A 22,620-nucleotide genomic window follows, 5' to 3' on the forward strand; every position below is an offset into this window, starting at 1 on the left:
ACGGAATCGGCTTCAGTCCCAGAAACTGGTTTGCCTAAGACATTACCCCGGCGTCATTTACCGATCCTTGTAAAAGCGCGGCAGCCGTACGCCGGTTTTTTTGCGTACGCGAATCGCCGCTGCCCGCCTGGGCGGCCAGCTACGGCGAGCGCGGCCAACGGCTCCAGCGCGTGCCTCGTTCCGGCATGAAGGTTGCGGCATCCCGCGATGCAGAAGGGACGGCGCGCGTGGCGCCGCCCGGTTCATCAGAACATGTCGGGAGACGACCATGCAACATACCGTGATTGGTTTATTCGACAGCTACCCGCAGGCCGAAATCGCCCGCGACACACTCGTGCAAACCGGCTTTGCGCGCGACAAGATCGAGTTGCAGGCGAGCGGCGAACCGACCGTCGGCTCGGCCACCGGCGAGGTGGCCAATGCGGGCGTGCTCGCGAACCTCGAACGCTTCTTCAGCAGTCTGTTCTCGACCGGTTCGCGCTCCGCCGAAACCGCGCGCTACGCCGAAGCGATGCGCCGCGGTGCGGTGCTGGTGTGCGTGCACGCGGTCAGCGAATCGCACGCGGAACTCGCGCGCAATACGCTGGTGCGGCTCGGCGCGACCGATATCGGCGACCGGCTGCCGGAGATGGACACCGAACCCGCGGGCTCACGCGATCATTCGATCCTCGATGAGCTGGGGATCGGCGCGGTGATGCCTGGGACGCCGCATACGTCGAGTGCGACGACTGGGGGCGTGGCTCCGACGAGTGGAAGGACGGGAGCAGCCGGCGCTGGCGCGGGTGTTGGCGCCGGCGCGGCCGGAGTTACCGGGGCCGCGGGGGCCACCGGTATGACAGGCGCCGCAAGCGCGGCGAACGCGGCCGAGTCGACCGGTATCGCCGGAGCAACCGCTGCGAATTCGGTGACCGGCACCCCGCAGGCGGGCACCACGCGGCCGCTCGCGACACCCGCCAGCGAACAGCTCGCCACCGATCCGCTCACAGGCGTGGCGCCGCAGCCGGCCAACACCGAAGCCGAATCGTTCGTGCCGCCGCCGAAGGAGCAGCGGCCGGGCAGCGATCCGCTCAACGAGCCCGTCGTGGATCCGCTTGTCGACGATGTCGGCCGCAGCGCGCTCGCCGCCGGCGCGGTGCCGGGCTCGGGCGCGGTGATGCAGCCGTCGGAGATCGTCTCCGGCAGCGCGCAGCCGACCGCCGGTCTCGGCGGCCAGATGCCGAACGAATATCTGGAGTACGAAGAAGATTTTCGCGCCCACTATGACGACGAGTATGCGGCCGAGAACGCGCGCTACGAAGACTACGTGCCGGCTTACCGCTATGGCGCGGAGATCGGCCGCGACGCGCGCTTCCATGATCGTCCGTGGGAAGAGATCGAGCCCGAGGCACGGCGTCATTGGGAAGCGACGTCGCCCGATACCACGTGGGAGCGCTTCAAGGTCGCGGTGCGGCATGGCTGGGAACGGGTGACCGGGCATCACCACGTGTAGAGGCTCGAGGGGCTGAAGCGTTGAAGAGGGCTGCTCGCGCGCTGAGGCGCGAGCAGCCGGAACGATCGGGGGCGGGCAAGCGCGGCCGCTGGAACGGCGGCACGCGCTGGATCAGAAGGGTGCTGCGATACGTTACGCCGCCGTCTGCCGCTTGACCCACGCGACATAGCGATCGACGAAGCCCTGCAGGAACTTGCGCGTGCCCTCGTTGAGGATCTCGCCTTTTTCGTTGATCACGGCCGCATCGTGTTTGATGAACACCTCGGGCTGTCCCATCAGCGCGACGTCGAGATACGCGAGCACGTTGCGCAGATGCTGCTGCGCGAGCGCGGTGCCGGTCGCGCCGAGCGACGTGCCGATCACCGCGCCGGGCTTGTTGCCCCACGAATTCGTGCCCCACGGGCGCGAGCCCCAGTCGAGCGCGTTCTTCAGCACGCCCGGGATCGAGCGGTTGTATTCGGGCGTCACGAACAGCAGAGCGTCCGCCGCCTCGATCCGCTGTTTGAGCTGCCGGCCGGCTTCCGGATAGTCGGCATCGTAGTCCTGGCTGTACAGCGGCAGGGAACCGATATCGATGAATTCGAACGTGAAGTCGGACGGAGCAAGAGAAATCACCGCCTGAGCCAGCTGGCGATTGAACGAATCCCGTCGCAGGCTGCCGACGACAACTGCAATGTGAGAGGCCATATTCGCTTCCTTGGGGGTGGGCGCTCGACGCGCAAAAGGGTACGAACTGACAATCATAGGCAAAAGCCGCGCGAGATGGCGTAACAGCGGCGGCAAATTGGCGGATGGCGCCCGCCCGCATGGCGGCGGACGGCTAGAGCGGTGGATAACCCGGCCGGGCTAAAAGTTATCCACAGATTCACTGAATAACCTTGTGGATAAGTGACACTTTTGCCTTGTCAATCAAGCCTGCTTCCGGTGCGTAACGATTTGAGGCAAACGGATGCACCGACCTTCTGGAGGACCGGACCATGAGTAACGACTACGCAGGAAAATCCCACGACGAAGCGGTCGCCGCGCGCAAGAAAGCCCGGCAGCGCGCGCAGGAGCCGGCCGGCGGCGAGATGGCGGTCGACGGCGTCGAGGCCGACAGCACCCATAGCTGCGGCGAACTTTCCGAGAAAGGCAAGCAGGTGTGGCGCACCGGCGCTGGGCTCGACGGCGGTGGGAAGGCGCCCGATCGGTAGACGACGCGGGCTGTGGATAGGAAGACCGGCTGTGTAACGCGCAGCGCCTTGGCGACGCCTGTGCGGGATACAAAAAGGGCGCCGTTCGCGAGAACGGCGCCCTTTTTTTGCGCTTCTGCGTGTTTCTGCCGGCTTCGAAGCCTAGTTGCCGAAGAACACGTTGCAGTACGACGCCGGGCCGTTGCACGGCTTCGGCGCGTCGGCGTGAGCCACGCCCGAAGCAGCGGCGAACAGCGCGGTGGAAGCGAGCAGGGCGGAGATCAGGCGTTTCATCGTAAGTCCTTGGTTGCGTGGGGTTGGCGCGATCGGATGCGATCGATGGCGTGAAGAATAGCGATCCGCCTGGCGCCCACAAACAACAAAGACGAAAAGATATTTTTTAATTTATTGCAATAATTGAGATTGGACGCCTCTCGGGCGGAGATGGGGAAGGGGCGTGGCTTTGTTTGTTATGCGGCACTTGGCCGGGATGGCCGTTGCCATGCGGCCATATCATTTTCTGCAAGAATGAATTTCTGTTGTGATCAGCGTGCGGCTTTGGCGCGCGAGATTAATCGGAGTTCGGTGCCGCTTCGCTTGGGCAAAGACGTGGCGTGTCGATCTGTCCAGCCCGCCGGTCTTGCCGGCCTCGCTTAGCGCTCGCCGGGCGGCAAGTCCCGGTAGCGTTCGAAAAAGCTCGCGTGCGACGCCTGATCGATCGCGACCGGATGCGCGTCAGTGCTGGCCGGATGCTTCGCGAGTTGCGCGCGGGTGCGGATCGGCCGATGCGCAAAATTGCCGCCGCAATTCGGGCATACGTTGCGCAGCGTGGTCAACGCACATACTTCGCAGAACGTACATTCGTACGTGCAAATCATCGCGTCGGCCGCATTGGGCGGGAGGGACTTGCCGCAGCCTTCGCAGGTGGGTCGCAATTCGAGCATCACGTGGCTCCGCTTTCGATGGACGCGACGCGCACGGTGCGCGTCGCCTGGCGGTCAGTGTAAGCGGCGCAGACGGTCGCGGGAAGGCGGCCGTACCACGTGCGCGCACGTGTGCGCGAGCCGGACCCCACCACGTGCGTCGATCACGTCCGCCGCCGCGTCCTGTTCACGTCAACGCGGTCCACAGCACCAGCGTCAACGCAAGTCCGACCACCGATACGATCGTCTGCAACACCGACCACACCAGCACCGTCTGCTTCAATTGGAGTCCGAAGTATTCGCGGACCATCCAGAAACCGGCGTCGTTCACGTGGCAGAAGAACACCGAGCCCGCACCGATCGCAAGCGCCATCAGTGAGTTGTGCGTCGTGCTGAGACCGGCGACCACCGGCGCGACGATCCCGGCCGTGGTGGTGGTCGCGACTGTCGCCGAGCCGGTGGCCTGGCGCAACGCGACAGCGATCAGCCACGCGAGCAGGATCAGCGGCATGTGCGCGCCGACCGCGATCTTGCCGATCGTCGTGCTGATGCCCGCGATTACCAGTGCCTGCTTGAGGCCGCCGCCGGCACCGATCGTGAGCAACAGCGCCGCGATCGGCGGCAGGCTCTTGCGCAGAATGCCGCCGACACGCTCACGCGCCATCCCGCGCGACCAGCCGAGCGCGACTATCGCGAACAGCACGGTCAGGCCTAGCGCAATCAACGGCTCACCCAGGAAATTCAGGATGTCGAATGGCAGCGTTTCGGGTTGAAGCAGCAGTTTCGCGACCGTGCGACCGAGCATCAACACGACCGGCAACAGGATCGTAATCAGCGAGATCGCGAAGCCTGGCGGCTCGCCGGCATCCTTTTCGGCGCTGAACAGCTTGCCCATTTCCTCGGGCTCGGCGACGTGCAGCCGTTTGGACAGCCAGATCCCATACAGCGGACCCGCGAGAATCACTGCCGGAATCGCGACGATCAGGCCGAGACCGAGCGTCAAACCCAGATCGGCATGCAACGCGCTGACGGCGATCAGCGGTCCCGGATGTGGCGGCAGCAACGCGTGCAGCGTCGTCATGCCGGCGAGCGCGGGAATCGCGATGCGCAGGATCGGCTGCTGCGAGCGGCGCGCCATCACGAAGATGATCGGCACCATCATCACGAGACCGACTTCGAAGAACAGCGGCAGGCCGATCAATAACGCGACGACGGCCATCATCCACGGCAGCGTGCGCGGGCTCGAGTGCTCGAGGATCGTCGACACCAGCCGGTCGGCCGCGCCCGATTCGGCCATCAGCGCACCGAGCATCGCGCCCAGCGCAATGATGATGCCGACGTCGCCGAGCAACGCGCCGGCGCCTTTGCTGAACGCGCTCGCGACGGCGTCGAGCGGCAGGCCGGCCGCGAAACCCGCGGCGAAGGTGCCGACCAGAATCGACAGGAACGGTGCGAGCTTCAGGACGCCGATGGCGACGATGATCACCGCGAGGCCGAGCGCGCAGGCGAGGATCAGTTGGGTGTCGTGGGCGGCCCACGGGGCCAGGGTGGTCGTTAGAGGCACGATTGGTGGCTTCCCATTTTCGGTTTCGGTCGATGGAGTGCGCGGGACGCGGCGGGCAGCGCGGTTGCGCGCTGCGAAGGAAGGTATTTCGTCGGAGGATTGTAGCGGGGGAGGGGGTGCGGCGTTGGCCACGGGCCACGCGGGACCGCGTTGAGGCTGCGCTGCATTCGCGTGATTTGCTTATGCGAATTTATCGGTTCGTCCAGGCGGGCAGACGAATTATCGTCGGAGCCAATCGGGCCATCTGGCGCCCGTCATTTTTTTCGAGCACTGTCATGTCCCGTCATCCGCTTTTCACGCGCCGCGCGTTTCTCGCCGGCGCCGGTGCAACGCTGGCCGCCGCCGCGTTGCCGGTCATTTCATCTAGCGCCTTCGCCGCCGACGGCCGTCCGAAGGAGTTGCGCATCGGTTATCAGAAAGCCGCGAACACGCTCGTGCTGCTCAAGGCGCACGGGACGCTCGAGAAGCGACTCACGCCGCTCGGCATCGCGGTCAAATGGACCGAGTTTCCGGCCGGCCCTCAGTTGCTCGAAGGGCTGAACGTCGGTGCGATCGACTTCGGCTATGTCGGCGAAGCGCCGCCCGTGTTCGCACAAGCGGCGGGCGCGAACTTCGTCTATACCGCTTATGAAATTCCGACGCCGCATGCCGAAGGCATCCTCGTGCATCCGGACGCACCGATCAAAACGCTAGCCGATCTGAAAGGCAAGAAAATCGCGCTGAACAAAGGTTCGGATGTGCACTGGTTTCTGGTCGCCGCGCTGCAGAAGAACGGCGTCAAGTTCAATGAGATTCAACCCGTCTATCTTCCGCCGGCGGACGCCCGCGCGGCCTTCGAACGTGGCGCGGTCGACGCGTGGGCGATCTGGGATCCGTTCCTCGAAGCCGCGAAGCGGCAGACCAATGCGCGACTGCTAGCGGACGCCGAGGGCATCGTGAGTCACCACCAGTTCTTTCTTAGCGCGCGCCCATTCGCACAACAGAATGGCGACGTGCTGGCGATCGTGATCGACGAAGTCGGCAAGGAAGGTGAGTGGGTGCGTGGCCACTACGGCGAAGCTGCCGCGCAACTGGCGCCGATTCAGGGACTCGACCCGAGCGTGATCGAAGCGGGCTTGCGCCATTACGCGCATATCTATAAGCCGGTCGATGCACAGGTGCTGGCGGAACAGCAACGTATCGCGGATACGTTCAGCGAATTGCGGTTGATCCCAACGAAGATCGTGACGAAAGATGCGGCACTGGGGATCAAGGCGTAACGCCGCTGAGTGGATCGGGGTCGTGTGTATTTCGACGCGCGTGTTTGGCGTCGGGCAGAACGCCTGGACGCTCAGGAGAACAGCGCGGCGATGTTTTCCGGTGGGCGGCCGATCACCGCACGGCCGCCTCGGACGACGATCGGACGTTGCAGCAGGATCGGATGTTGAGCGACAGCGTCGTATAGCTCGGCATCGGTCAGCGACAGGTCGGCCAGATTGAGTTCTTTGTATTCGGCTTCGGTGTCGCGAATCATGTCGCGCACCGGGCAACCGAGTTGCGCGTTGAGCTTCTTGAGTTCCTCAACGGTGAGCGGCTGCTTCAGATATTCGACGACTTCGATCGGCTCGTTCGCGCTGTTATAGGTGCCAGCGACGAGTTCGCAAGCAGCGCGGGATTTGGAGCAGCGAGGGTTGTGATAGATGGTGATCATTGCGGTGGATAGCGCCTCATAAAGGGTTGCGCCGCGAGGGACGTGATGTGCGATTTTAGCGGCTGAACGGGCGATGCGGATTCTGAGAGGGGCGGGGCACGGGCAGGTCTGAAGGTCGGCGGCGGTACCTGGTTTATGCGCATAAACCAGCGGTGCTTCGGGCGAGCAGTTCGGTCTCAGGCGCGCGCGACTGTTACGGCGGACCGTCGGCCTGGATGCCAAGGAACGGAAGGGCAGGGCGTCAATGGGCGGGTTGGCAGGCACCGATGCGGCGACACGCGCAACAGATTTCTCGCCGCTATGCGCAACTGAGCGACTGGGGTGCCCTCGGTCCGGGTGAGGCACCCAAGGTTCAACGCGTCGGTTTATGCGCATAAACCGGCGCCGCCGAAAGAGCGGCACAGTCGAAAACACGAGGCCCATTTTGCGACTTCGCGCAAGGCCAGTTGCCGCTAGCGAGCGCAAAATAGTCCACGCCCGCGATCTCACCCGAAGAGCCATTTGCGTCTTGTCGCGGAGGCCCCACCACACGGCCGAACCGGTCAGCGCGGGACCGCAAGGCAGGGCAAACCGGTTTCCCGCCTCGGCGAACTGGACTGAACTGGCACCCCTCGCAGAAGTTGAAGCCTTTCGGCATGTCCACACCTCGACGAGTGCCGTCCGGGCTTTATGCGCATAAACTCGCACCCCCAGATGCTCGGCGACTCATCGGCATCGGCATCGCCATCGCCATCGCCATCGCCATCGCCATCGCCATCGCCATCGCCATCGCCATCGCCATCGCCATCGCCATCGCCATCGCCATCGCCATCGCCATCGCCATCGCCATCGCCATCGCCATCGCTTACCGCTTACCGCTTACCGCTTACCGCTTACCGCTTACCGCTTACCGCGCATCGGGCATCGGGCATCGGGCATCGGGCATCGGGCATCGGGCATCGGGCATCGGGCATCGCACGCCGCCGCAAACAGGTACCGCAGAACCTCGGACATCCGCGCCCGAGCCAACATAAGCATCGTCCATCGCCTCATCGTCCGACAGCCGATCTCCCGACCGCATGCCCTATCTCAACAGAGACCTCACACAGCGTGCCGCCTATCACTCCCGCAACCGCCCAGACCACGGCAACCTTTATGCGCATAAAGCCCTGGCCGAATGGCTAATTCGGAGGCTAATTCCGATCTCATTTACACAAATCGTTTGAAATACGAATTCGCCCAGGTAAAATCCATTTGCATCTAAAAAGAGGAGGTGGAATTTGGCGGCAGAAATCATCGCGGTAACACAGCAGAAGGGCGGGGTCGGGAAGAGCACGATCGCGATGCATCTCGGTGCTGCGTTCCATGAGAAAGGCAAGCGCGTCCTGGTCGTCGATGCGGATGGTCAGAACACCCTGATTCACTGGGCCAGTGCCTCTTCTGACGGCGATGTCGGTATCCCATTTCCCGTCGTCAACCTCTCCGAAGCCGGCAGCCAGATCCATCGCGAGATCAAGAAGTTCGTGGCCGACTACGACATCATCGTGGTCGACTGCCCGCCCTCCATCACCGAGAAAGTTTCCGGCGTCGTCCTGCTCGCGGCGAGTGTCGCGGTGATTCCGACGTCGTCATCACCCGCGGATTACTGGTCAAGCATCGGCCTCGTCAAACTGGTCCAACAGGCTCAGGTGATGAACGAAGACCTGCGCGCGGTGTTCCTGCTCAACAAGACCGAAGAGAAGCGGATGCTCACGCGCGAACTCAAGCGCGCGCTCGAAGAACTCGGCTTCCCGCTCCTGAAGACCCAGATCCCGACCCGGGAAGCCTACAAGCAGGCAATGGCGTTGGGGCAGACGGTACTCCAGATGAACGATCGCGGCGCGAAGATGGCCGCGCTAGAAGTACGGGCGTGCGCGAACGAAATCGCCGCCTTGCTCCCGTGAATTTATGCGCATAAAGGACCCTGAATGAAACCGTCCCAATTCGCCAAAGGCTTCCAAGCACGTCCCGATACCACCAGCAGCGAAAAGCGCACCGCACTCGATCGTCTGAATGCGATCGACGGTCTGGTCAGAAACGACGCCAAACCAGCCGTCGCCGGCCGCGCGATCCCGGCCGTGGTGCCGCGTCTGCAGGAAGCCGAGGCGCCCGAGTCGGCCAACGAATCGGCGGCCTATCGGGCATGGCGGCTCGAGCACGGCTATCGTCCCGGTCAGGTGATCGAGCTCGCGCTGAAGAACATCAAGCCGAGCCCGTTCAACCCACGGTACTTCTATGTGAAGTCGTCGATTGCCGAACTCGCCGTCAATCTGGCGAAGCAGGGGCAGCAGCAGGCGATTCACGTGATCCCCGACTACGACAACCCCGGCAACTACTTCGTCAGCGACGGCGGCCGGCGCGTGCGCGCGCTGAAAGAGGCGAACAAGGAATCGGTGAAGGCGATCGTCATCGATCTGCCGATCGGCATCCAAAGCTACAAGCTCGGCTACGACTTGAACGTGCAGCGCGATTCGCAGACGGTCTTCGACAACGCGGTGGTCTGGCGGCGCTTTCTCGACGACCGGCATTTCCAGAGCCAGAAGGAGCTTGCCGAACATCTCGGCCTCGACGAATCGACTGTCGCGGTTGCGCTGTCGATCGCCAAGTTGCCCGAGACGATCATGCAGGAAATGGTCGCGCGCCCCGACCGCTTTGGTTCGAACATGGCGTACCAGGTGGGGCGCTACCACGCCGCGCGCGGCACGGACGCGACGCTGCGGCTGATCAACCGGATCCTCGCCGACGATCTGAGCACCCGCCAGGTGGCCGACATCGTCAAGGGTCGCGCAACCGCCCAGGAAAGCACGAAGCCGGCGGGACGGCAACGCTATGCGCAGCGTCTGGAAATCAAGCTTAGTGGGGTTTCGGTTGGCGACCTCAAGTCGTACGGCGACGATCGACTCGAGTTGCGCCTGAAGGGTCTCACGCGTGAAAAGCGCGACGACATCCTGCGGCAGATTGAAAAGATGCTGAAGTAAAGCAGAGAAGGGGGCGGGGCGGCACACACCGGCCGCCGCGCTCATCCGGATAGTTTCGACCTTACCAGCCCGACCCGACCAGCTTCGAGCTCCGCTCAGTCAAGACTTACGCCGCGCGCGACTGGCTCAGCGTAAAGGCGAGCAGATCGCCATCGGTGGGTTCGCCCCAGGTCTTGCGAGCGAGCCAGTCGAAGAACGCAGTTTCCACGATCTTCGACTCCAGCCCACGACGACGCCAGTCGTCGCGCATGTGGGTGCCGAGCCCCGGCAGTTCCTCTTCCTCGAACGACTGACGCGCGACGTCGCGCTCCGAGTCGCCCTGTTCGTTGTACAGCTCGTACGCCTGCTTGCGGCGGTAAGCCGAGTATTCGCCGAGCAGCCGCGCCTTGAGATCGTCGGCCGGCGCGAGCGCGGCCTTGCCGCCCGCTCCGGCGCCGGTGGACGGCAATGCCTCGACCGGCGGCGCATAGCCCTTTTTCAGCGCATCCTTGAACAGCGCCGGCGCGCTACGCACCGGCGGCAGCGAGGTGCTGCGCATGCGCTGCTCGGTCATCTGCAACGCGGCGCGGATGCGATTTTCCTCGCTGTCCGCGTACAGCGTCTGCGCTTCCTTCAGCGGGATGCCGATCTTCACCATCCGGTCGACCAGCGTGCTGTCGAACACGTTCGGGTGCTCGTCGAGCGCGAGCATCGGCTGCTTGCGCTCGGTCACGCGGAACTGGATTTCGGCGACGCGCCGGCCTTCGCGATGCTCGATCAGTTCGACGAAGATGTTCGTGACCGCGTTGACCTCGGCGATCGCCGGGCGCAGATAATCGCGCTTGAAATACTTGTACTCGCGCTTCGCTTCGTCGCCGGCCTCGGTGTCCGGCGTGCCCGAAAGGATCGGGCGCCACCATTCCCAGGTTTCGCGCATCGTCAGATGGCTCGGGTTGGTCAGATAGCGCACGCAGATTTCGTAGAGCGCGAGGCCCGCGCTGCTGCGCAGCTGACTCTGGAACTGCAGGCTCAGGCGCGCGTACTGCACCGGATCGAGCAGCTTTTTCTTGATCTTCGGCGCAAACGAAAACTCGACCCACACGCGGCGGGTGGTCGGATCTTCGAGAATTTCGGCATCGGCGATCAGCGTCGAAATACCCCATTTGCGGCCGGGCTTCTGACTCGACGTGCCGGTGCTCCACTCGACCTGCACCGACACCATGCGGCGCAGATGCTCCTTGACGAGCGCGGTGTCGTTGGAATCGAACGCGGAATTGGCGACGATGTCGGACAGCAGCGCGCGATACGTGTCGCCCGATTCGTCCGCCTGCTGGGCCACCGCGAGCAGCACGTTGAACAGCTTGCGGGTCAGCAGCGTGATCTTGCCGCTCTTGGGCTGGATCGCGATCGCCTCGACGGCTTTGCGCAGTTCAGCCGAACTCGGGCTGACAACATCGGTCTTTTTCGCGCGCTTCGTGGCCATGCGTCGGGGTGAGGAGGGGGATTTCGCGAGAGCATACCGGCTGGGGTGATACGCGTCTATAGCGTCTGTCTCACCGTTGCCGGTGATGCGAGTTTCCGAAGCGCGGCTCACCTCGAACCGCTCCCGAAAACCCTCACCTCATTGCTGGGCGGCCAGGTTCGGGCGTTCCTTGCAGGTCGCGGCGCTGACAAAAACCGGCACATTGCCGGTCGGGCCGAACGGGGAGTATCCGATCCCGAATCTTCTCACCTTAAAAAATTTTTGTGGATTTTGGGGTGGCGCCGGTAAACCGGGGCCGGTTTACCGGTTAACGGTTTGGGTTTGCCGAAGCAGGCATAACGGCTTGACCATCTGGCCGGGTTACCGGTTCGCGTATCGACAGCACAGCGCACCCAGGTTGAACGCCGCCGCGCGCCTATCTACCGGAGCGCCAATCCACCGACATCGAACCGGTTCGGGGCTGCGAGCGCATATGCAGCCGCGACCGCGGCCGCGGTCGGAATGACGTGAGACAGCCAGGTTCCGCGCGCATGGCGAGCGCCATACGGATATGCACCGCATCTCATCTAAAGCGTTCCGGCGAGGCGCTACACAGCTGCGCCGTCGCATGCAGTGCCGCCCGGTCGTCTCATGTGCGGTTAACCATTCCGGCACTCACCGAACAATCCCGAGACCTGCCGGTAAACAGATTCGAGGTTTTCGCACGATTCAACCACCCGAAATCCGGCTTCGCCAGCCCAATCGACTCACCGCTACCACCAAAACCGCGTCTTCCGCGAAGTCCGAACGCTCCGACCCCCCGAAAAGTCTCACCTTGACGCTAGCGGATGGTGCGGAGCGGCATCCGCTCCGGCCGCACCAGTACCGACTTTCTTCAAAATTACCTCCTGAAAAATCTCACCTTTCTAGTTAACCACCCGCCCTAACGCGCTATCAAACGAGGTCCCGAAAACGCTCACCTTTAGCAGCCCGCCATTACAAATTCAATGATTTCAATCACTTACGAAAAAATGTGACGAGCCTCGACCGTCGTGGTTTCCCGCAAAATCTCACCTCACAGCGCTTTTCGGCCGCGCAGCACGTTCCGACCAGAGATTCGAATACTCCCGAAAACTCTCACCTTGGGAGTTCGACATCTGGTTAACGGTGCCCCGGAAAACCCCGCCAGCCGTAGTTCCCAAGACTCATCCGCGGTATTTCGCCCCCGTATTTCCTCAACTTAGCGTGCTAAAGGCGGCCCCAAATCTCCCGAAAAGCCTCACCTTTCGGCAAAACCGTGCCGGAAACAGACCCCCTGATCCGGCCGCGCGCTCGTCTCCCGAATCCGCTCACCTTTTGCCCCAATCCCCGCACCGGCCGGCAAGCGCTGGCGCCCGATTCCCGGCAGAAACCCGTCGACGCTCCCGTAAAACCTCACCTCAAGGCCCGAAATGCGCAAAGTTTCAGCAAAACCGGCTTTCCAGCCCCGTAAAACCTCACCTTCGTCCGCCGTTTTCTCCCGAGCTGTCTCACCATTGAGGTTTACGGGCCCAAAATAGCCGGCAAAACCGGTGTGCGAAGGCCTCCCGAAAACGCTCACTTCGGCGCGAACCAATCCGGACCGGGGTTTTCGCATGCTGCCGGGCAATTCCGGGCGACGAAGTCCCGCAAAATCTCACCTTTGGAAAAGCCCGATGTATATGGCATTTCCTGAACCCGCTCACGTTCTTTCCCGGACCTGCTCACCGGCGTCCCCGAACCTCATCACTCGAAGTCCCCGTATACGCTCACCACCTGTCCCGCAAAGCTTCACCTTACCTCGCTGTAAACCCCGCCAGGCAAGGGTTTGCCGTGGCGTTAACGTTTTTAACAAGGGTTCAAAGGTGTTTACTTTTATTACTCTCTAGCTTTTCCCCGCGAGCCCGTGAAACACGGATGACCCAACCCCCGCTGGCACTAGCCACTCTCCGTGAAACAGTGCACGATCGATGAAAGGACCAATAAGTCTCTTTATTTACAACGACTTATTGGCTATTCTTCGATTTGTTTCACGGAAAAACCGCGCGGCGAGCGTTTACTGACACCCTTCTGTCCTAAAAGTCCATCCGTTTACGCCAATTCCATTGCTATGAACAAATCAGTAGCAAACGCTACGTAAATTGTTATGATCCATCCAATTCAGGCGATACCGAGGTAAACATGAATCTGGATCAGGAGCGGCAAACCATTCGCGAGGAGCTAGAAACTATGCGCGCGCAAGGCGTGCGTCGGCAGGAGCTGTCCCTGCATGCCTGTAAACGACTGTTTTTCGATCTCGGTATACGCCCCTCGATGGCGGCTGTGCGCGATCTCACCCAGACCGGCAGCGCCAGCGATATTCCGAAGGACATCGACCATTTCTGGGAGCGCATCCGCAATGTGTCGCGCGTCAAAGTCGGCGCCGGCGCAATTCCGAAGGCGCTCGAAGAACGCGCCGGCGAATTGCTCGGGGCGCTGTTCGAGGAGGCCGTCGCGCAGGCAAGAGCCTCGCTCGAGGGCGAACGCGCTGAAATGCGCGCGCAGATCAACGAGGCCGAACAACGCGTGCGCGACGCGGACATCCGTCGCGATGCGGCCGACGAAGCGATCAAACGCAGCGAAGCCCGCGCCGACGCCGCATGGGAGCGACTTCGCGCGCTCGAGGGCGAATTGCTGAACGCGACCACGCACGGCAATGTCCAGCTAGAGGGTTTACAGGCAACGACCCGTCGCCTCGACCAGGAAAACGAGTCGCTGCGCCAGCGGCTCGAAAGCGAGCAGGCCACCAATGCCGCTTTGCGCGACCGGATCGATGCATTGCATGTGGAACTGCGTCAAAGCACCGAGCACTACGCGCAGCAGATCAAGGACGCCGTCGCCGAAGCCGAGCGGCGCGTGAAGCCAATGTTGGTCGAGCTCGATTCGCTGCGCAGCATGGCCGCGACCTATCAGTCCGGCGTGCGCGACGCGAGCCGCAAGGAGTTCGAGTTCATCCAGCAGATTGCCGCGGCCAAGGCGCGCGGCGACCGGCTCGATGCGCAGTTGCGCGAGCAGTCGGACGAAGTCGACGCGTTGACGAAAGAGGTCGCGAGCCTGCGGGCCCAGCAGGGCATCGATCCGGCGATTGCCGGTTTGCTGTGTTCGCTGGTCAGTGCCGGCCGGCTCAGCAACGAAGAACTGCGCATGATCGGCACCGCGGCCGACGGGCAGGTGAGCTTGCCCGCACGTTGCCCGAAATGCGAGGAAGGTGAGCCGGAGCTGTCGCAGGTCGATCACCGGTTCGAGCTGCTGTGTCCGGAGTGCGAGCACTCGTCGGGCCTCGGCGATTCGAGGCTGGCGGCGGTCAGTCAGTTTCTGGCGGATGGCAAACCGGCCGAGGTGTCCACGCGTTCTTTCTGACGCGGTTCATGAGCGGCGCGGTTAGTCTTCACTCGCCGCCGCCCCCTCGATTCACCCGCCGCTTCACCGCCAACCCAACGGATAAACCGCCAAAGGTGAGGAAATTCGGGACCCGGAAGGTGAGGACTTTCAGGGCTCGCCGGTGCCCGGTTTACGCGTCAAACGTCCGTCGCTTCTAGGTGCGGCCAGCGGCGGCGCCGCCGGATCCGGCACTTCGGTCGCCGGCGCATCCTGCTGTTCAAACCACGTTTGCCACGCGCGATACAGCCGGTTCGCGGACACCGCCTGCACAAAGCCGAGCCACTGACCGACCTGTTCGGCCTCCACCCCGCTCTCGAACAGGTCCGCTGCAAAGGTATTGCGCAAGGTTTGCGGACTCGCGCGCGACTGGCGCGACGCGGCGATGCCGGCGGCCTCCACCAGCGCATCGACCGCGCGCAGCATCGTCGCCTTATGCATCGGACGTCCGGACGGCGAGGCCGGAAATACCAGATTGCCGGCCAGTTCCGTGACCCGCCGCTCGGCCAGCCACGCATCGAGAATCGCGGCCGCGAATGGCGCGAGCCGCGTGCGGCGCGTCAGTAGTGGATTCGCGGACTCGATCGTGACCCACGGCGAGCCTGCATTGACGCAACTAACCGATAGAGCCGCGGCCTCGCCGGTCTTCACTCCGCCACCCAGAAACACCGCAATCAACGCGCGATCGCGGCGTTCGCGCCAACGCTGCGCGGTCGATAACGCGGGTAATGGCGCAAATAGTTGGGCGATCAGCGCGGTGCGTTCGGCGTGTGAGAGAAAGCTGGTCGGTTCGTTGTCGCGCGCGTTGCGCCACGCTGCTTCGCCATCCTGAGCAATAAAGCGCGCCGGATTGGTCGATGCCGATTCGATTTCGCGCACGTGATCGAGCACGCGCTCGATCAGCCTTAAATAACGCATCCGTTGTGTTTTGCGGATTTCGAGACCGGCGACAAATTCGGCGATCGCAGGCGTGTCGACCGTTGCGAGGGTTTGCTGGCGCGTGCCGAGCCAGTCGAGAAACTGCCCCCACTGCGCCTGGTAGACCAGCGCGGAAGAGCGGCGAAAATGCTGCTTCGCGAGCCATGCGTCGAAGGCGACCTGCGGATCGCGGCGCCAGTCTTCGCGTTGCTGGTCGAATAGATCGGTATCCGGCGCGGGACGGAGAACGGGGTCGGACAGATGGGGAGGAGACATCGGCGTTTCTTCCGTTAGTTGCGCATTTGTTTTGCGTATTGTAGGCGCTGGATGTGGCTATGTAGTCTCGGTGCGGAAGACGACCAGCTTCAAAAAACGGCTGCCATCTTAGCCGCCCCAGGCTCGCGTGCGTTTCAGCGGCATCTGTTCGGAAGGCTGCTGCGCCGCCCGCAGCGCAGCTTCCCGCGCGGCCAGCTCGTACGCGCTGACTGCAAACGCAAACACCGCGGGCAATGCATTGGAGGAGCCGAAGTCGACGCTGTCGTCGGTCTCCGGGTATGGCAGATCCGACGGCCGCTGGAATAACCCGAGCATCAGCGCATCGTGCCGGCTCGCAAAACCGAGGTCGGCCAGCGCCTCGGCTTCGATCGCGTGCAGCAGCCGCCACGTGAGCGGCACCTGCTTGACGATGTAACGCGCGGCGATGCTGCGCACGATGTGTTCGAGATCTCGCGCGGCGGTCTGGTAGCGCAGCGCGGCGAGCGTTTGATCGGTAGGGACGGCGTTCAGGTTGTTCATTCTCGGCTCCAATCGACACCCGATACTGTACAAACATACAGTATCGGGCGCAACCTTAGCCGAATGGCCGATGGTGGACCGCGACGGGTCCAGCGCTGCCGCTTATCCGTGAATCACCACCAGCAAAGCCTTCGCCTCGCTCCGCCCGACGTTGCGAATCGCATGCGGCTCATCGGCAACATATCTCGCGGTGTCGGCCAGCTTCAACCGCTTCGTCGTGCCGGCCGCCTCGACCTCGATCGACCCATGCAGCACGGTCAGATGCTCGCGCGTGCCCGGCTCGTGCGCGCTCGACACCAGCGCCCCGCCCGGCTGCAGCGTCAACTCGTACCATTCGAATTTGCCGGCCAGATCGATCGGCCCCCACACGCGCAACTGGTATTTCGCGTCGTGACCGCTTAGCGTAGGAATATCGTGCGAGCCGGAAACGGCGATCGCCTCCGGCGCCTTCGGCGGCGTGAACAGCGAATCGAGGCTCACGCCGAGCGCATTGGTCAGGCGCCACGCGACCGCGATCGTCGGATTGGCCTTGTCGCGCTCGATCTCGGAGAGCATCGACTTCGACACGCCGGCCGCGCGCGACAGGTCGTCGAGCGTCATGCGCCGCTCGGCGCGCAGCCGCTGAATCTGCTCGCCGACGCGCGGCGGTGCAGCATTGGCGGGCGGCGCCGACGCGCTCGCCGGCGCCGTGGCGGCCGCCGCACTGGCCGCGGCGCGGCGTGTACCCGAACTTGCCATTTCCAGACCCATCGTTTAGAGTTGTTCGATATACCGGATTTTAGTTCGAAAAAACGAAAATATCCGATAAAGCTGACAGCCGACTATAACAGGCCGCCTCGCCCTCATCCACGTAGCGCATGCGTCGCATGGCGCAGGTTCTGACGGCAAGCGCCACTTCGATCAGGAGCCCCGATCATGCGAGACCAATACCTGGCGCATCTGCGCAACACCCTCGAGCAGATTCGCGCCGACGGCTTCTACAAAAGCGAGCGCGTGATCGCGAGCCCGCAGTCGGCCGACGTGCGGCTCGCCGACGGCAGCGGCGTGCTCAACTTCTGTGCGAACAACTATCTCGGCCTTGCCGACGACGCGCGCCTGATCGAAGCGGCGAAACAGGGGCTCGACAACGACGGCTTCGGCATGGCGTCGGTGCGTTTCATCTGCGGCACGCAGACCGTGCACAAGCAACTCGAGGCGGCGCTCGCCGCCTTCCTGCAAACCGACGACTGCATCCTCTATTCGAGCTGCTTCGACGCGAACGGCGGCCTGTTCGAAACGCTGCTCGACGAAAACGACGCGATCATCAGCGACGAGCTGAATCACGCGAGCATCATCGACGGGGTGCGGCTGTCGAAAGCGAAACGTCTGCGCTACAGGAACAACGACCTCGCGGACCTCGAAGCGCGCCTGCAGGAAGCCGACGCGGCCGGTGCGCGCTTCAAGCTGATCGCGACCGACGGCGTGTTCTCGATGGACGGCATCATCGCGAACCTCGCCGGCATCTGCGATCTCGCCGACAAATACGGCGCGCTGGTAATGGTCGACGACTCGCACGCGGTCGGTTTCATCGGCGAACATGGCCGCGGCACGCCCGAGCATTGCGGGGTGATGGCGCGCGTCGACATCATCACCGGCACGCTCGGCAAGGCGCTCGGCGGGGCATCGGGCGGCTACGTGGCCGCGCGTCGCGAGATCGTCGAAGTGCTGCGGCAGCGCTCGCGCCCGTACCTGTTCTCTAACACGCTGACGCCGAGCATCGCGGCGGCGTCGCTGAAGGTACTCGAATTGCTTGCCAGTGAAGAAGGCGCGCAACTGCGCGCACGCGTGCGCGAAAACGGCGCGCACTTCCGTCGCGAGATGAGCGCGCTCGGCTTCACGCTGGTTCCGGGCGAACATCCGATCATTCCGGTGATGCTCGGCGACGCGCAACTGGCCGGCAAGATGGCCGATGCGCTGCTCAAGGAAGGCGTCTACGTGATCGGCTTTTCGTTCCCGGTGGTGCCGCGCGGGCGCGCGCGCATCCGCACGCAGATGAGCGCCGCGCATACGCCTGAGCAGATCGATCGCGCGGTGGCGGCGTTCGCGCGCGTCGGCCGCGAACTCGGCGTGATCGGCGCGTGAGCGCGCGTGAGTGGCCCCGTGAAGGCGGCAGAATCAGCAAGGAGTCTTGAATGAAAGCATTGGCAAAACTCGAACGCGCGCCGGGCCTCACGCTCACGGACGTGCCGAAGCCGGAAGTCGGCCACAACGACGTGATGATCCGCATCACGCGCACCGCGATCTGCGGTACCGACATTCATATCTGGAAGTGGGACGACTGGGCGCAAAAAACGATTCCGGTGCCGATGCACGTGGGCCACGAATATGTCGGCGAAATCGTCGAGATGGGGCAGGAAGTGCGCGGCTTCGCGATTGGCGACCGCGTATCGGGCGAAGGGCATATCACCTGCGGCTTCTGTCGCAACTGTCGCGCGGGGCGCCGGCATTTGTGCCGCAACACGATCGGTGTCGGCGTGAATCGCGAAGGCGCGTTTGCCGAATACCTGGTGATTCCGGCGTTCAACGCATTCAAGATTCCGCCCGACATCTCCGACGATCTCGCCGCGATCTTCGATCCGTTCGGCAACGCAACGCACACCGCGCTGTCGTTTAATCTGGTCGGCGAGGACGTGCTGATTACCGGCGCGGGACCGATCGGCATCATGGCGGTCGCGATTGCAAAGCACGTCGGCGCGCGCAACGTCGTGATCACCGACGTCAACGACTACCGGCTCGAACTCGCGCGCAAGATGGGCGCGACGCGCGCGGTGAACGTGTCGCGCGAATCGCTGCATGACGTGATGCACGATCTGCACATGGCAGAAGGCTTCGACGTCGGGCTGGAAATGTCCGGCGTGCCGAGCGCGTTCACGAGCATGCTGGAGGCGATGAATCACGGCGGCAAGATCGCGTTGCTCGGCATTCCGCCTGCGCAGACCGCGATCGACTGGACCCAGGTGATCTTCAAGGGCCTCGAAATCAAGGGCATTTATGGCCGCGAGATGTTCGAGACCTGGTACAAGATGGTCGCGATGCTGCAAAGCGGGCTCGATCTGTCGCCGATCCTCACGCACCATTTCAAGGTCGACGACTATCAGCAGGCGTTCGCGACGATGCTCTCCGGCGAGAGCGGCAAGGTGATCCTCGACTGGACGGCCTGAGTCTGAGCCCGAGGCAACGCGACTCGCGTTGTCAATTGCACAACGCCCGCAGCACGCTTACGCGCCTGCGGGCGTTTTCACGAATTCGGCCTGAATGCGCACGTGAATGTCGTCGCCGACCGCCGGATACCACGTCGCGAGGCCGAACTTCGCGCGGCTGAAATGACCGTCCGCGGAAAAGCCTAGCGTGTCTTTCTTCGTCAGCGGATCGGGCGCGAAACCGTTGAATGTGACATCGAGCGTCACCGGTTGCGTGACGCCGCGAATCGTCAGATCGCCGCTTAGCGTGCCGCGCGATTCGCCGGTGCGCTCGAAACGCGTGCTCGCAAAGCGAATCTCCGGATAGCGCGCGACGTCGAGCATGCTGTCGCTTTTCACCATCTTGTCGAGCAGTGGCACGTTGGTGTCGATGCTCGCGGCGTCGATCGTGACCGCGGCCGTGCTGCGATCCAGACCGCCGTCATGCCAGTCGAGCTGGCCGTGCTTGCGATCGAAGCGCATCGTAAATCGCGAATACTTGAAGTGGTCGATGTCGAACGTGATGCTCGTGTGGTCCTGATCGATCTCGTAGCGGCCGACCGGCACCCGCGCCTCATTCTGGCTGACCGAATGCGTGAGCACCTGCACGGGCGTGCAGGCCATCGCGCTGAGCAGCGCCGCGCCGAGCAGCGCGCGCACGCAGGCGGCGCGAATAGCGGTTGAGTTCATCGAAGCGATTCCGGTAGTGCGATGTTCTGAACGATAGCAGCAAGCACACTCATGCCGCGGGCGACGAAAAAAACTTGACGAAGGAGAATGGTCGTTCTACCTTTCGTTTATGACACAGGAAACTATCCCCGCTGATCCGCCGCCGCCCGGCAGCGCGCGTGACCGTCTGCTCGATGCGGCCGAGGCGTTGATCTACGCCGGCGGCATCCACGCGACCGGCGTGGATGCGATCGTGCGCGAGTCCGGCACCGCGCGTAAGAGCTTCTACACGCACTTCGAATCGAAAGACGCGCTGGTCGCGGCCGCGCTCGAACGGCGCGACGAGCGCTGGATGAACTGGTTCATCGCCGGCACCGAACGGCGCGGCAAGAGCGCGCGCAAACGGCTGCTCGGCATGTTCGACGTGTTGCGCGAATGGTTTGCCTCGGCGGATTTTCACGGCTGCGCGTTTCTGAACGCGGCCGGAGAAATCGCCAGCGCGGACGATCCGATCCGTGTCGTCGCTCGCAAACACAAGAGCCGTCTGCTCGAATTCGTGCGCGCGCAATGCGACGCGCTTGCGGCCGAAGCGGCGCTCGATGCGCGTCGCGCCGCGCCGCTCGCACGGCAGTGGCTGGTGTTGCTCGACGGCGCGATCGCGGTCGCGCTGGTGAGCGGAGAAGCCGATGCGGCGCGCGACGCGCAGGCTGTCGCGAAGAGCTTGCTCGACACCGAGGCGTCATTGGCAACGCAAGCCGCGATCACGGCCGTGGCCAAATCCCTGCGCAAATCCGCGGCCAAATCCGTAGCCAAGTCCGCGCGCAAATCCACGGCGAAAGCCACCAAGCCCCAGGCAACCCGACGGCCGCCATCCCGGCGCGCCTCTACCGACTGAGTAACCATCATGGCCGATACCCCCGAAACCCGTCCGCCGCTGCCGCCGTTTACGCGTGACAGCGCGATCCAGAAAGTGCGCGCCGCGGAAGACGCGTGGAACACGCGTGAACCCGAGCGGGTCTCGCTCGCCTATACGACCGATAGCATCTGGCGCAATCGCGCGGAGTTCGTGCAAGGCCGCGCGGAGATCGTCGGCTTTCTGAGCCGCAAGTGGGCGAAGGAACTCGACTACCGGTTGATCAAGGAGCTGTGGGCGGTGACGGACAATCGTATCGCGGTGCGCTTCGCGTACGAGTGGCACGACGATTCGAATAACTGGTTCCGCTCGTACGGCAACGAGAACTGGGAGTTCAACGAGCATGGTCTGATGGCGCGCCGTCACGCGAGCATCAACGACGTGCCGATTCGCGAGGCCGACCGTCTTTACCATTGGCCGCTCGGCCGCCGTCCGGACGACCATCCGGGCCTGAGCGAACTCGGACTGTAGACGGGCCGGATTGCATTGACGGGCGGGCGCGGCGACGCGCGCCAGCGATTTACGCTGTGTTCATCACTTCGCCATCGGTTCTCCGTTATCGTTGCGACGTTGCTTTTTCGCGCATCGGCACGCCACGTGCCCGCGCGCCCGAGCGTGCCCTCAACATCGTGCGCGCCGCTTCGGGTACAGTGCGCGACGGGCAGCACATACAACGACAAAGCGACAACGGCAATGACACCGGCGCCCGACCGGTGACGGAGAACACATGCACTTTCGGCAGATCAACAAGAATATCCGGCGCACCGCGGTGGCGTTGTTCGCCAGCCTGGCGGCGGCCACCGCCGCGCACGCGAGCTGGTGCGACGGCGGCGTGTGGGTCGACGCAATGCTCGGCTCGTATCACATCAATCCCGATCCCGACACCCACTTCGAACAGTTCAACCCGGGGCTTGGCGTCGAGTGCTGGTTGAACAATCAATGGGCGCTGACGGCCGGCGGCTTTCGAAATTCGCTGCGCCGGCCGTCGTATTACGGCGGCGGTGTATGGGGACCGGACTTCGCGCACTGGGGTTTTATCCGCATCGCGGTGATGGGCGGGATCATCTCGGGCTACAACTACGGCAACTGGGGGCTCGGCCACGATCACACGATCGGACCGGTGGTCGCGCCGATCGTGATGGTCGACTACAAGCGCGTCGGCGCGAACTTCATCGTAATTCCGCCGATTCCTTCGGATAACCTGCCGTTTACGATTGGGTTTCAGGTGAAGGTGAAGTTCTGACGGACTGCTGAATTCACCCGATTGCGTTGAGGTGAGGTTTTTCGGGAGCTTGAGGGTGGCGGATGCGGAGCGGTGATCCGCTCATCGTATGCACGCCGCACCTGGCGTTAAGGCTGTCTCCTGGAACTCCTCACCTTTTGTTCGCGTAGCGGTG

At 63.3% G+C, this 22,620-nt stretch carries 22 protein-coding genes; 12 read left to right on the top strand and 10 right to left on the bottom strand.

Annotated features, from left to right (window positions below):
- Nucleotides 1–268: 268 nt before the first annotated feature.
- Entirely contained in the window at nucleotides 269–1,489 is a 1,221-nt protein-coding gene (locus LJ656_RS14235; RefSeq protein WP_230510045.1) for a hypothetical protein, read from the top strand.
- A gap of 132 nt (nucleotides 1,490–1,621) precedes the next feature.
- Here LJ656_RS14235 and LJ656_RS14240 read toward each other — a convergent pair whose 3' ends face one another.
- Nucleotides 1,622–2,176, bottom strand: a complete 555-nt coding sequence (locus LJ656_RS14240; RefSeq protein ID WP_230510046.1) for an NADPH-dependent FMN reductase — start codon at nucleotides 2,174–2,176, stop codon at nucleotides 1,622–1,624.
- A gap of 290 nt (nucleotides 2,177–2,466) precedes the next feature.
- Between LJ656_RS14240 and LJ656_RS14245 the strand changes: the two genes are divergently transcribed.
- Nucleotides 2,467–2,682 (top strand): hypothetical protein, encoded by a 216-nt coding sequence (locus LJ656_RS14245; protein WP_230510047.1) that lies wholly within the window; start codon nucleotides 2,467–2,469, stop codon nucleotides 2,680–2,682.
- Between the two features lie 141 nt (nucleotides 2,683–2,823).
- Here LJ656_RS14245 and LJ656_RS34870 read toward each other — a convergent pair whose 3' ends face one another.
- The 3 genes from LJ656_RS34870 to LJ656_RS14255 all read right to left on the bottom strand — a co-directional run bounded on the left by LJ656_RS34870 (nucleotide 2,824) and on the right by LJ656_RS14255 (nucleotide 5,148).
- Nucleotides 2,824–2,955 carry a hypothetical protein gene (locus LJ656_RS34870; protein WP_256701922.1) on the bottom strand — a complete coding sequence of 44 codons (132 nt, stop codon included), beginning with the start codon at nucleotides 2,953–2,955 and terminating at the stop codon, nucleotides 2,824–2,826.
- Nucleotides 2,956–3,314: 359 nt separating this feature from the next.
- On the bottom strand, nucleotides 3,315–3,605 hold the full coding sequence (locus LJ656_RS14250; RefSeq protein WP_230510048.1) for a DUF1272 domain-containing protein: 291 nt from the start codon (nucleotides 3,603–3,605) through the stop codon (nucleotides 3,315–3,317).
- A gap of 166 nt (nucleotides 3,606–3,771) precedes the next feature.
- The gene (locus tag LJ656_RS14255; RefSeq protein WP_230510049.1) at nucleotides 3,772–5,148 is read right to left on the bottom strand and encodes a GntT/GntP/DsdX family permease; all 1,377 of its coding nucleotides are present in this window, start codon (nucleotides 5,146–5,148) and stop codon (nucleotides 3,772–3,774) included.
- Nucleotides 5,149–5,423: 275 nt separating this feature from the next.
- On the opposite strand from LJ656_RS14255, the gene LJ656_RS14260 reads away from it, so the two are divergent.
- The gene (locus LJ656_RS14260) at nucleotides 5,424–6,407 is read left to right on the top strand and encodes a sulfonate ABC transporter substrate-binding protein (RefSeq protein WP_230510050.1); all 984 of its coding nucleotides are present in this window, start codon (nucleotides 5,424–5,426) and stop codon (nucleotides 6,405–6,407) included.
- Nucleotides 6,408–6,478: 71 nt separating this feature from the next.
- Here the strand turns inward: LJ656_RS14260 and arsC are convergent, their stop codons facing one another.
- Nucleotides 6,479–6,838, bottom strand: coding sequence for an arsenate reductase (glutaredoxin) (arsC, locus tag LJ656_RS14265; protein ID WP_230510189.1), 360 nt, complete (start codon nucleotides 6,836–6,838; stop codon nucleotides 6,479–6,481).
- Between the two features lie 635 nt (nucleotides 6,839–7,473).
- Between arsC and LJ656_RS14270 the strand changes: the two genes are divergently transcribed.
- The 3 genes from LJ656_RS14270 to LJ656_RS14280 all read left to right on the top strand — a co-directional run bounded on the left by LJ656_RS14270 (nucleotide 7,474) and on the right by LJ656_RS14280 (nucleotide 9,834).
- Nucleotides 7,474–7,851 carry a hypothetical protein gene (locus LJ656_RS14270; protein WP_230510051.1) on the top strand — a complete coding sequence of 126 codons (378 nt, stop codon included), beginning with the start codon at nucleotides 7,474–7,476 and terminating at the stop codon, nucleotides 7,849–7,851.
- Nucleotides 7,852–8,097: 246 nt separating this feature from the next.
- Nucleotides 8,098–8,760 carry a ParA family partition ATPase gene (parA, locus tag LJ656_RS14275; RefSeq protein ID WP_230510052.1) on the top strand — a complete coding sequence of 221 codons (663 nt, stop codon included), beginning with the start codon at nucleotides 8,098–8,100 and terminating at the stop codon, nucleotides 8,758–8,760.
- 24 nt (nucleotides 8,761–8,784) lie between these two features.
- Complete coding sequence (locus LJ656_RS14280) at nucleotides 8,785–9,834, top strand: ParB/RepB/Spo0J family partition protein (RefSeq protein WP_230510053.1); 1,050 nt, start codon at nucleotides 8,785–8,787, stop codon at nucleotides 9,832–9,834.
- Nucleotides 9,835–9,940: 106 nt separating this feature from the next.
- Here the strand turns inward: LJ656_RS14280 and LJ656_RS14285 are convergent, their stop codons facing one another.
- The gene (locus LJ656_RS14285; RefSeq protein ID WP_230510054.1) at nucleotides 9,941–11,296 is read right to left on the bottom strand and encodes a replication initiation protein; all 1,356 of its coding nucleotides are present in this window, start codon (nucleotides 11,294–11,296) and stop codon (nucleotides 9,941–9,943) included.
- 2,178 nt (nucleotides 11,297–13,474) lie between these two features.
- On the opposite strand from LJ656_RS14285, the gene LJ656_RS14290 reads away from it, so the two are divergent.
- Nucleotides 13,475–14,692 (top strand): DNA-binding protein, encoded by a 1,218-nt coding sequence (locus LJ656_RS14290; RefSeq protein WP_230510055.1) that lies wholly within the window; start codon nucleotides 13,475–13,477, stop codon nucleotides 14,690–14,692.
- Nucleotides 14,693–14,821: 129 nt separating this feature from the next.
- Here the strand turns inward: LJ656_RS14290 and LJ656_RS14295 are convergent, their stop codons facing one another.
- From LJ656_RS14295 to LJ656_RS14305, 3 genes are all read right to left on the bottom strand, one after another.
- Entirely contained in the window at nucleotides 14,822–15,904 is a 1,083-nt protein-coding gene (locus LJ656_RS14295) for a tyrosine-type recombinase/integrase (protein ID WP_230510056.1), read from the bottom strand.
- Between the two features lie 108 nt (nucleotides 15,905–16,012).
- Entirely contained in the window at nucleotides 16,013–16,423 is a 411-nt protein-coding gene (locus LJ656_RS14300) for a DUF2471 family protein (protein WP_230510057.1), read from the bottom strand.
- Between the two features lie 102 nt (nucleotides 16,424–16,525).
- Nucleotides 16,526–17,173 carry a helix-turn-helix domain-containing protein gene (locus LJ656_RS14305; RefSeq protein ID WP_230510058.1) on the bottom strand — a complete coding sequence of 216 codons (648 nt, stop codon included), beginning with the start codon at nucleotides 17,171–17,173 and terminating at the stop codon, nucleotides 16,526–16,528.
- Between the two features lie 165 nt (nucleotides 17,174–17,338).
- On the opposite strand from LJ656_RS14305, the gene LJ656_RS14310 reads away from it, so the two are divergent.
- Nucleotides 17,339–18,544 (top strand): glycine C-acetyltransferase, encoded by a 1,206-nt coding sequence (locus tag LJ656_RS14310; protein WP_230510059.1) that lies wholly within the window; start codon nucleotides 17,339–17,341, stop codon nucleotides 18,542–18,544.
- 50 nt (nucleotides 18,545–18,594) lie between these two features.
- Entirely contained in the window at nucleotides 18,595–19,623 is a 1,029-nt protein-coding gene (tdh, locus tag LJ656_RS14315; RefSeq protein WP_230510060.1) for an L-threonine 3-dehydrogenase, read from the top strand.
- Nucleotides 19,624–19,680: 57 nt separating this feature from the next.
- On the opposite strand, the gene LJ656_RS14320 is transcribed toward tdh, so the two are convergent.
- Complete coding sequence (locus tag LJ656_RS14320; RefSeq protein WP_230510061.1) at nucleotides 19,681–20,331, bottom strand: YceI family protein; 651 nt, start codon at nucleotides 20,329–20,331, stop codon at nucleotides 19,681–19,683.
- 109 nt (nucleotides 20,332–20,440) lie between these two features.
- On the opposite strand from LJ656_RS14320, the gene LJ656_RS14325 reads away from it, so the two are divergent.
- The 3 genes from LJ656_RS14325 (at nucleotide 20,441) to LJ656_RS14335 (ending at nucleotide 22,466) form a co-directional block, all read left to right on the top strand.
- Nucleotides 20,441–21,205 carry a TetR/AcrR family transcriptional regulator gene (locus tag LJ656_RS14325; RefSeq protein ID WP_230510062.1) on the top strand — a complete coding sequence of 255 codons (765 nt, stop codon included), beginning with the start codon at nucleotides 20,441–20,443 and terminating at the stop codon, nucleotides 21,203–21,205.
- A gap of 9 nt (nucleotides 21,206–21,214) precedes the next feature.
- Nucleotides 21,215–21,694 (top strand): nuclear transport factor 2 family protein, encoded by a 480-nt coding sequence (locus LJ656_RS14330; RefSeq protein ID WP_230510063.1) that lies wholly within the window; start codon nucleotides 21,215–21,217, stop codon nucleotides 21,692–21,694.
- Nucleotides 21,695–21,950: 256 nt separating this feature from the next.
- Nucleotides 21,951–22,466 (top strand): hypothetical protein, encoded by a 516-nt coding sequence (locus tag LJ656_RS14335; protein ID WP_230510064.1) that lies wholly within the window; start codon nucleotides 21,951–21,953, stop codon nucleotides 22,464–22,466.
- Nucleotides 22,467–22,620 lie beyond the last annotated feature (154 nt).

It is taken from the genome of Paraburkholderia sejongensis (genome assembly GCF_020880815.1).
GTDB classification, from domain to species: domain Bacteria; phylum Pseudomonadota; class Gammaproteobacteria; order Burkholderiales; family Burkholderiaceae; genus Paraburkholderia; species Paraburkholderia sejongensis.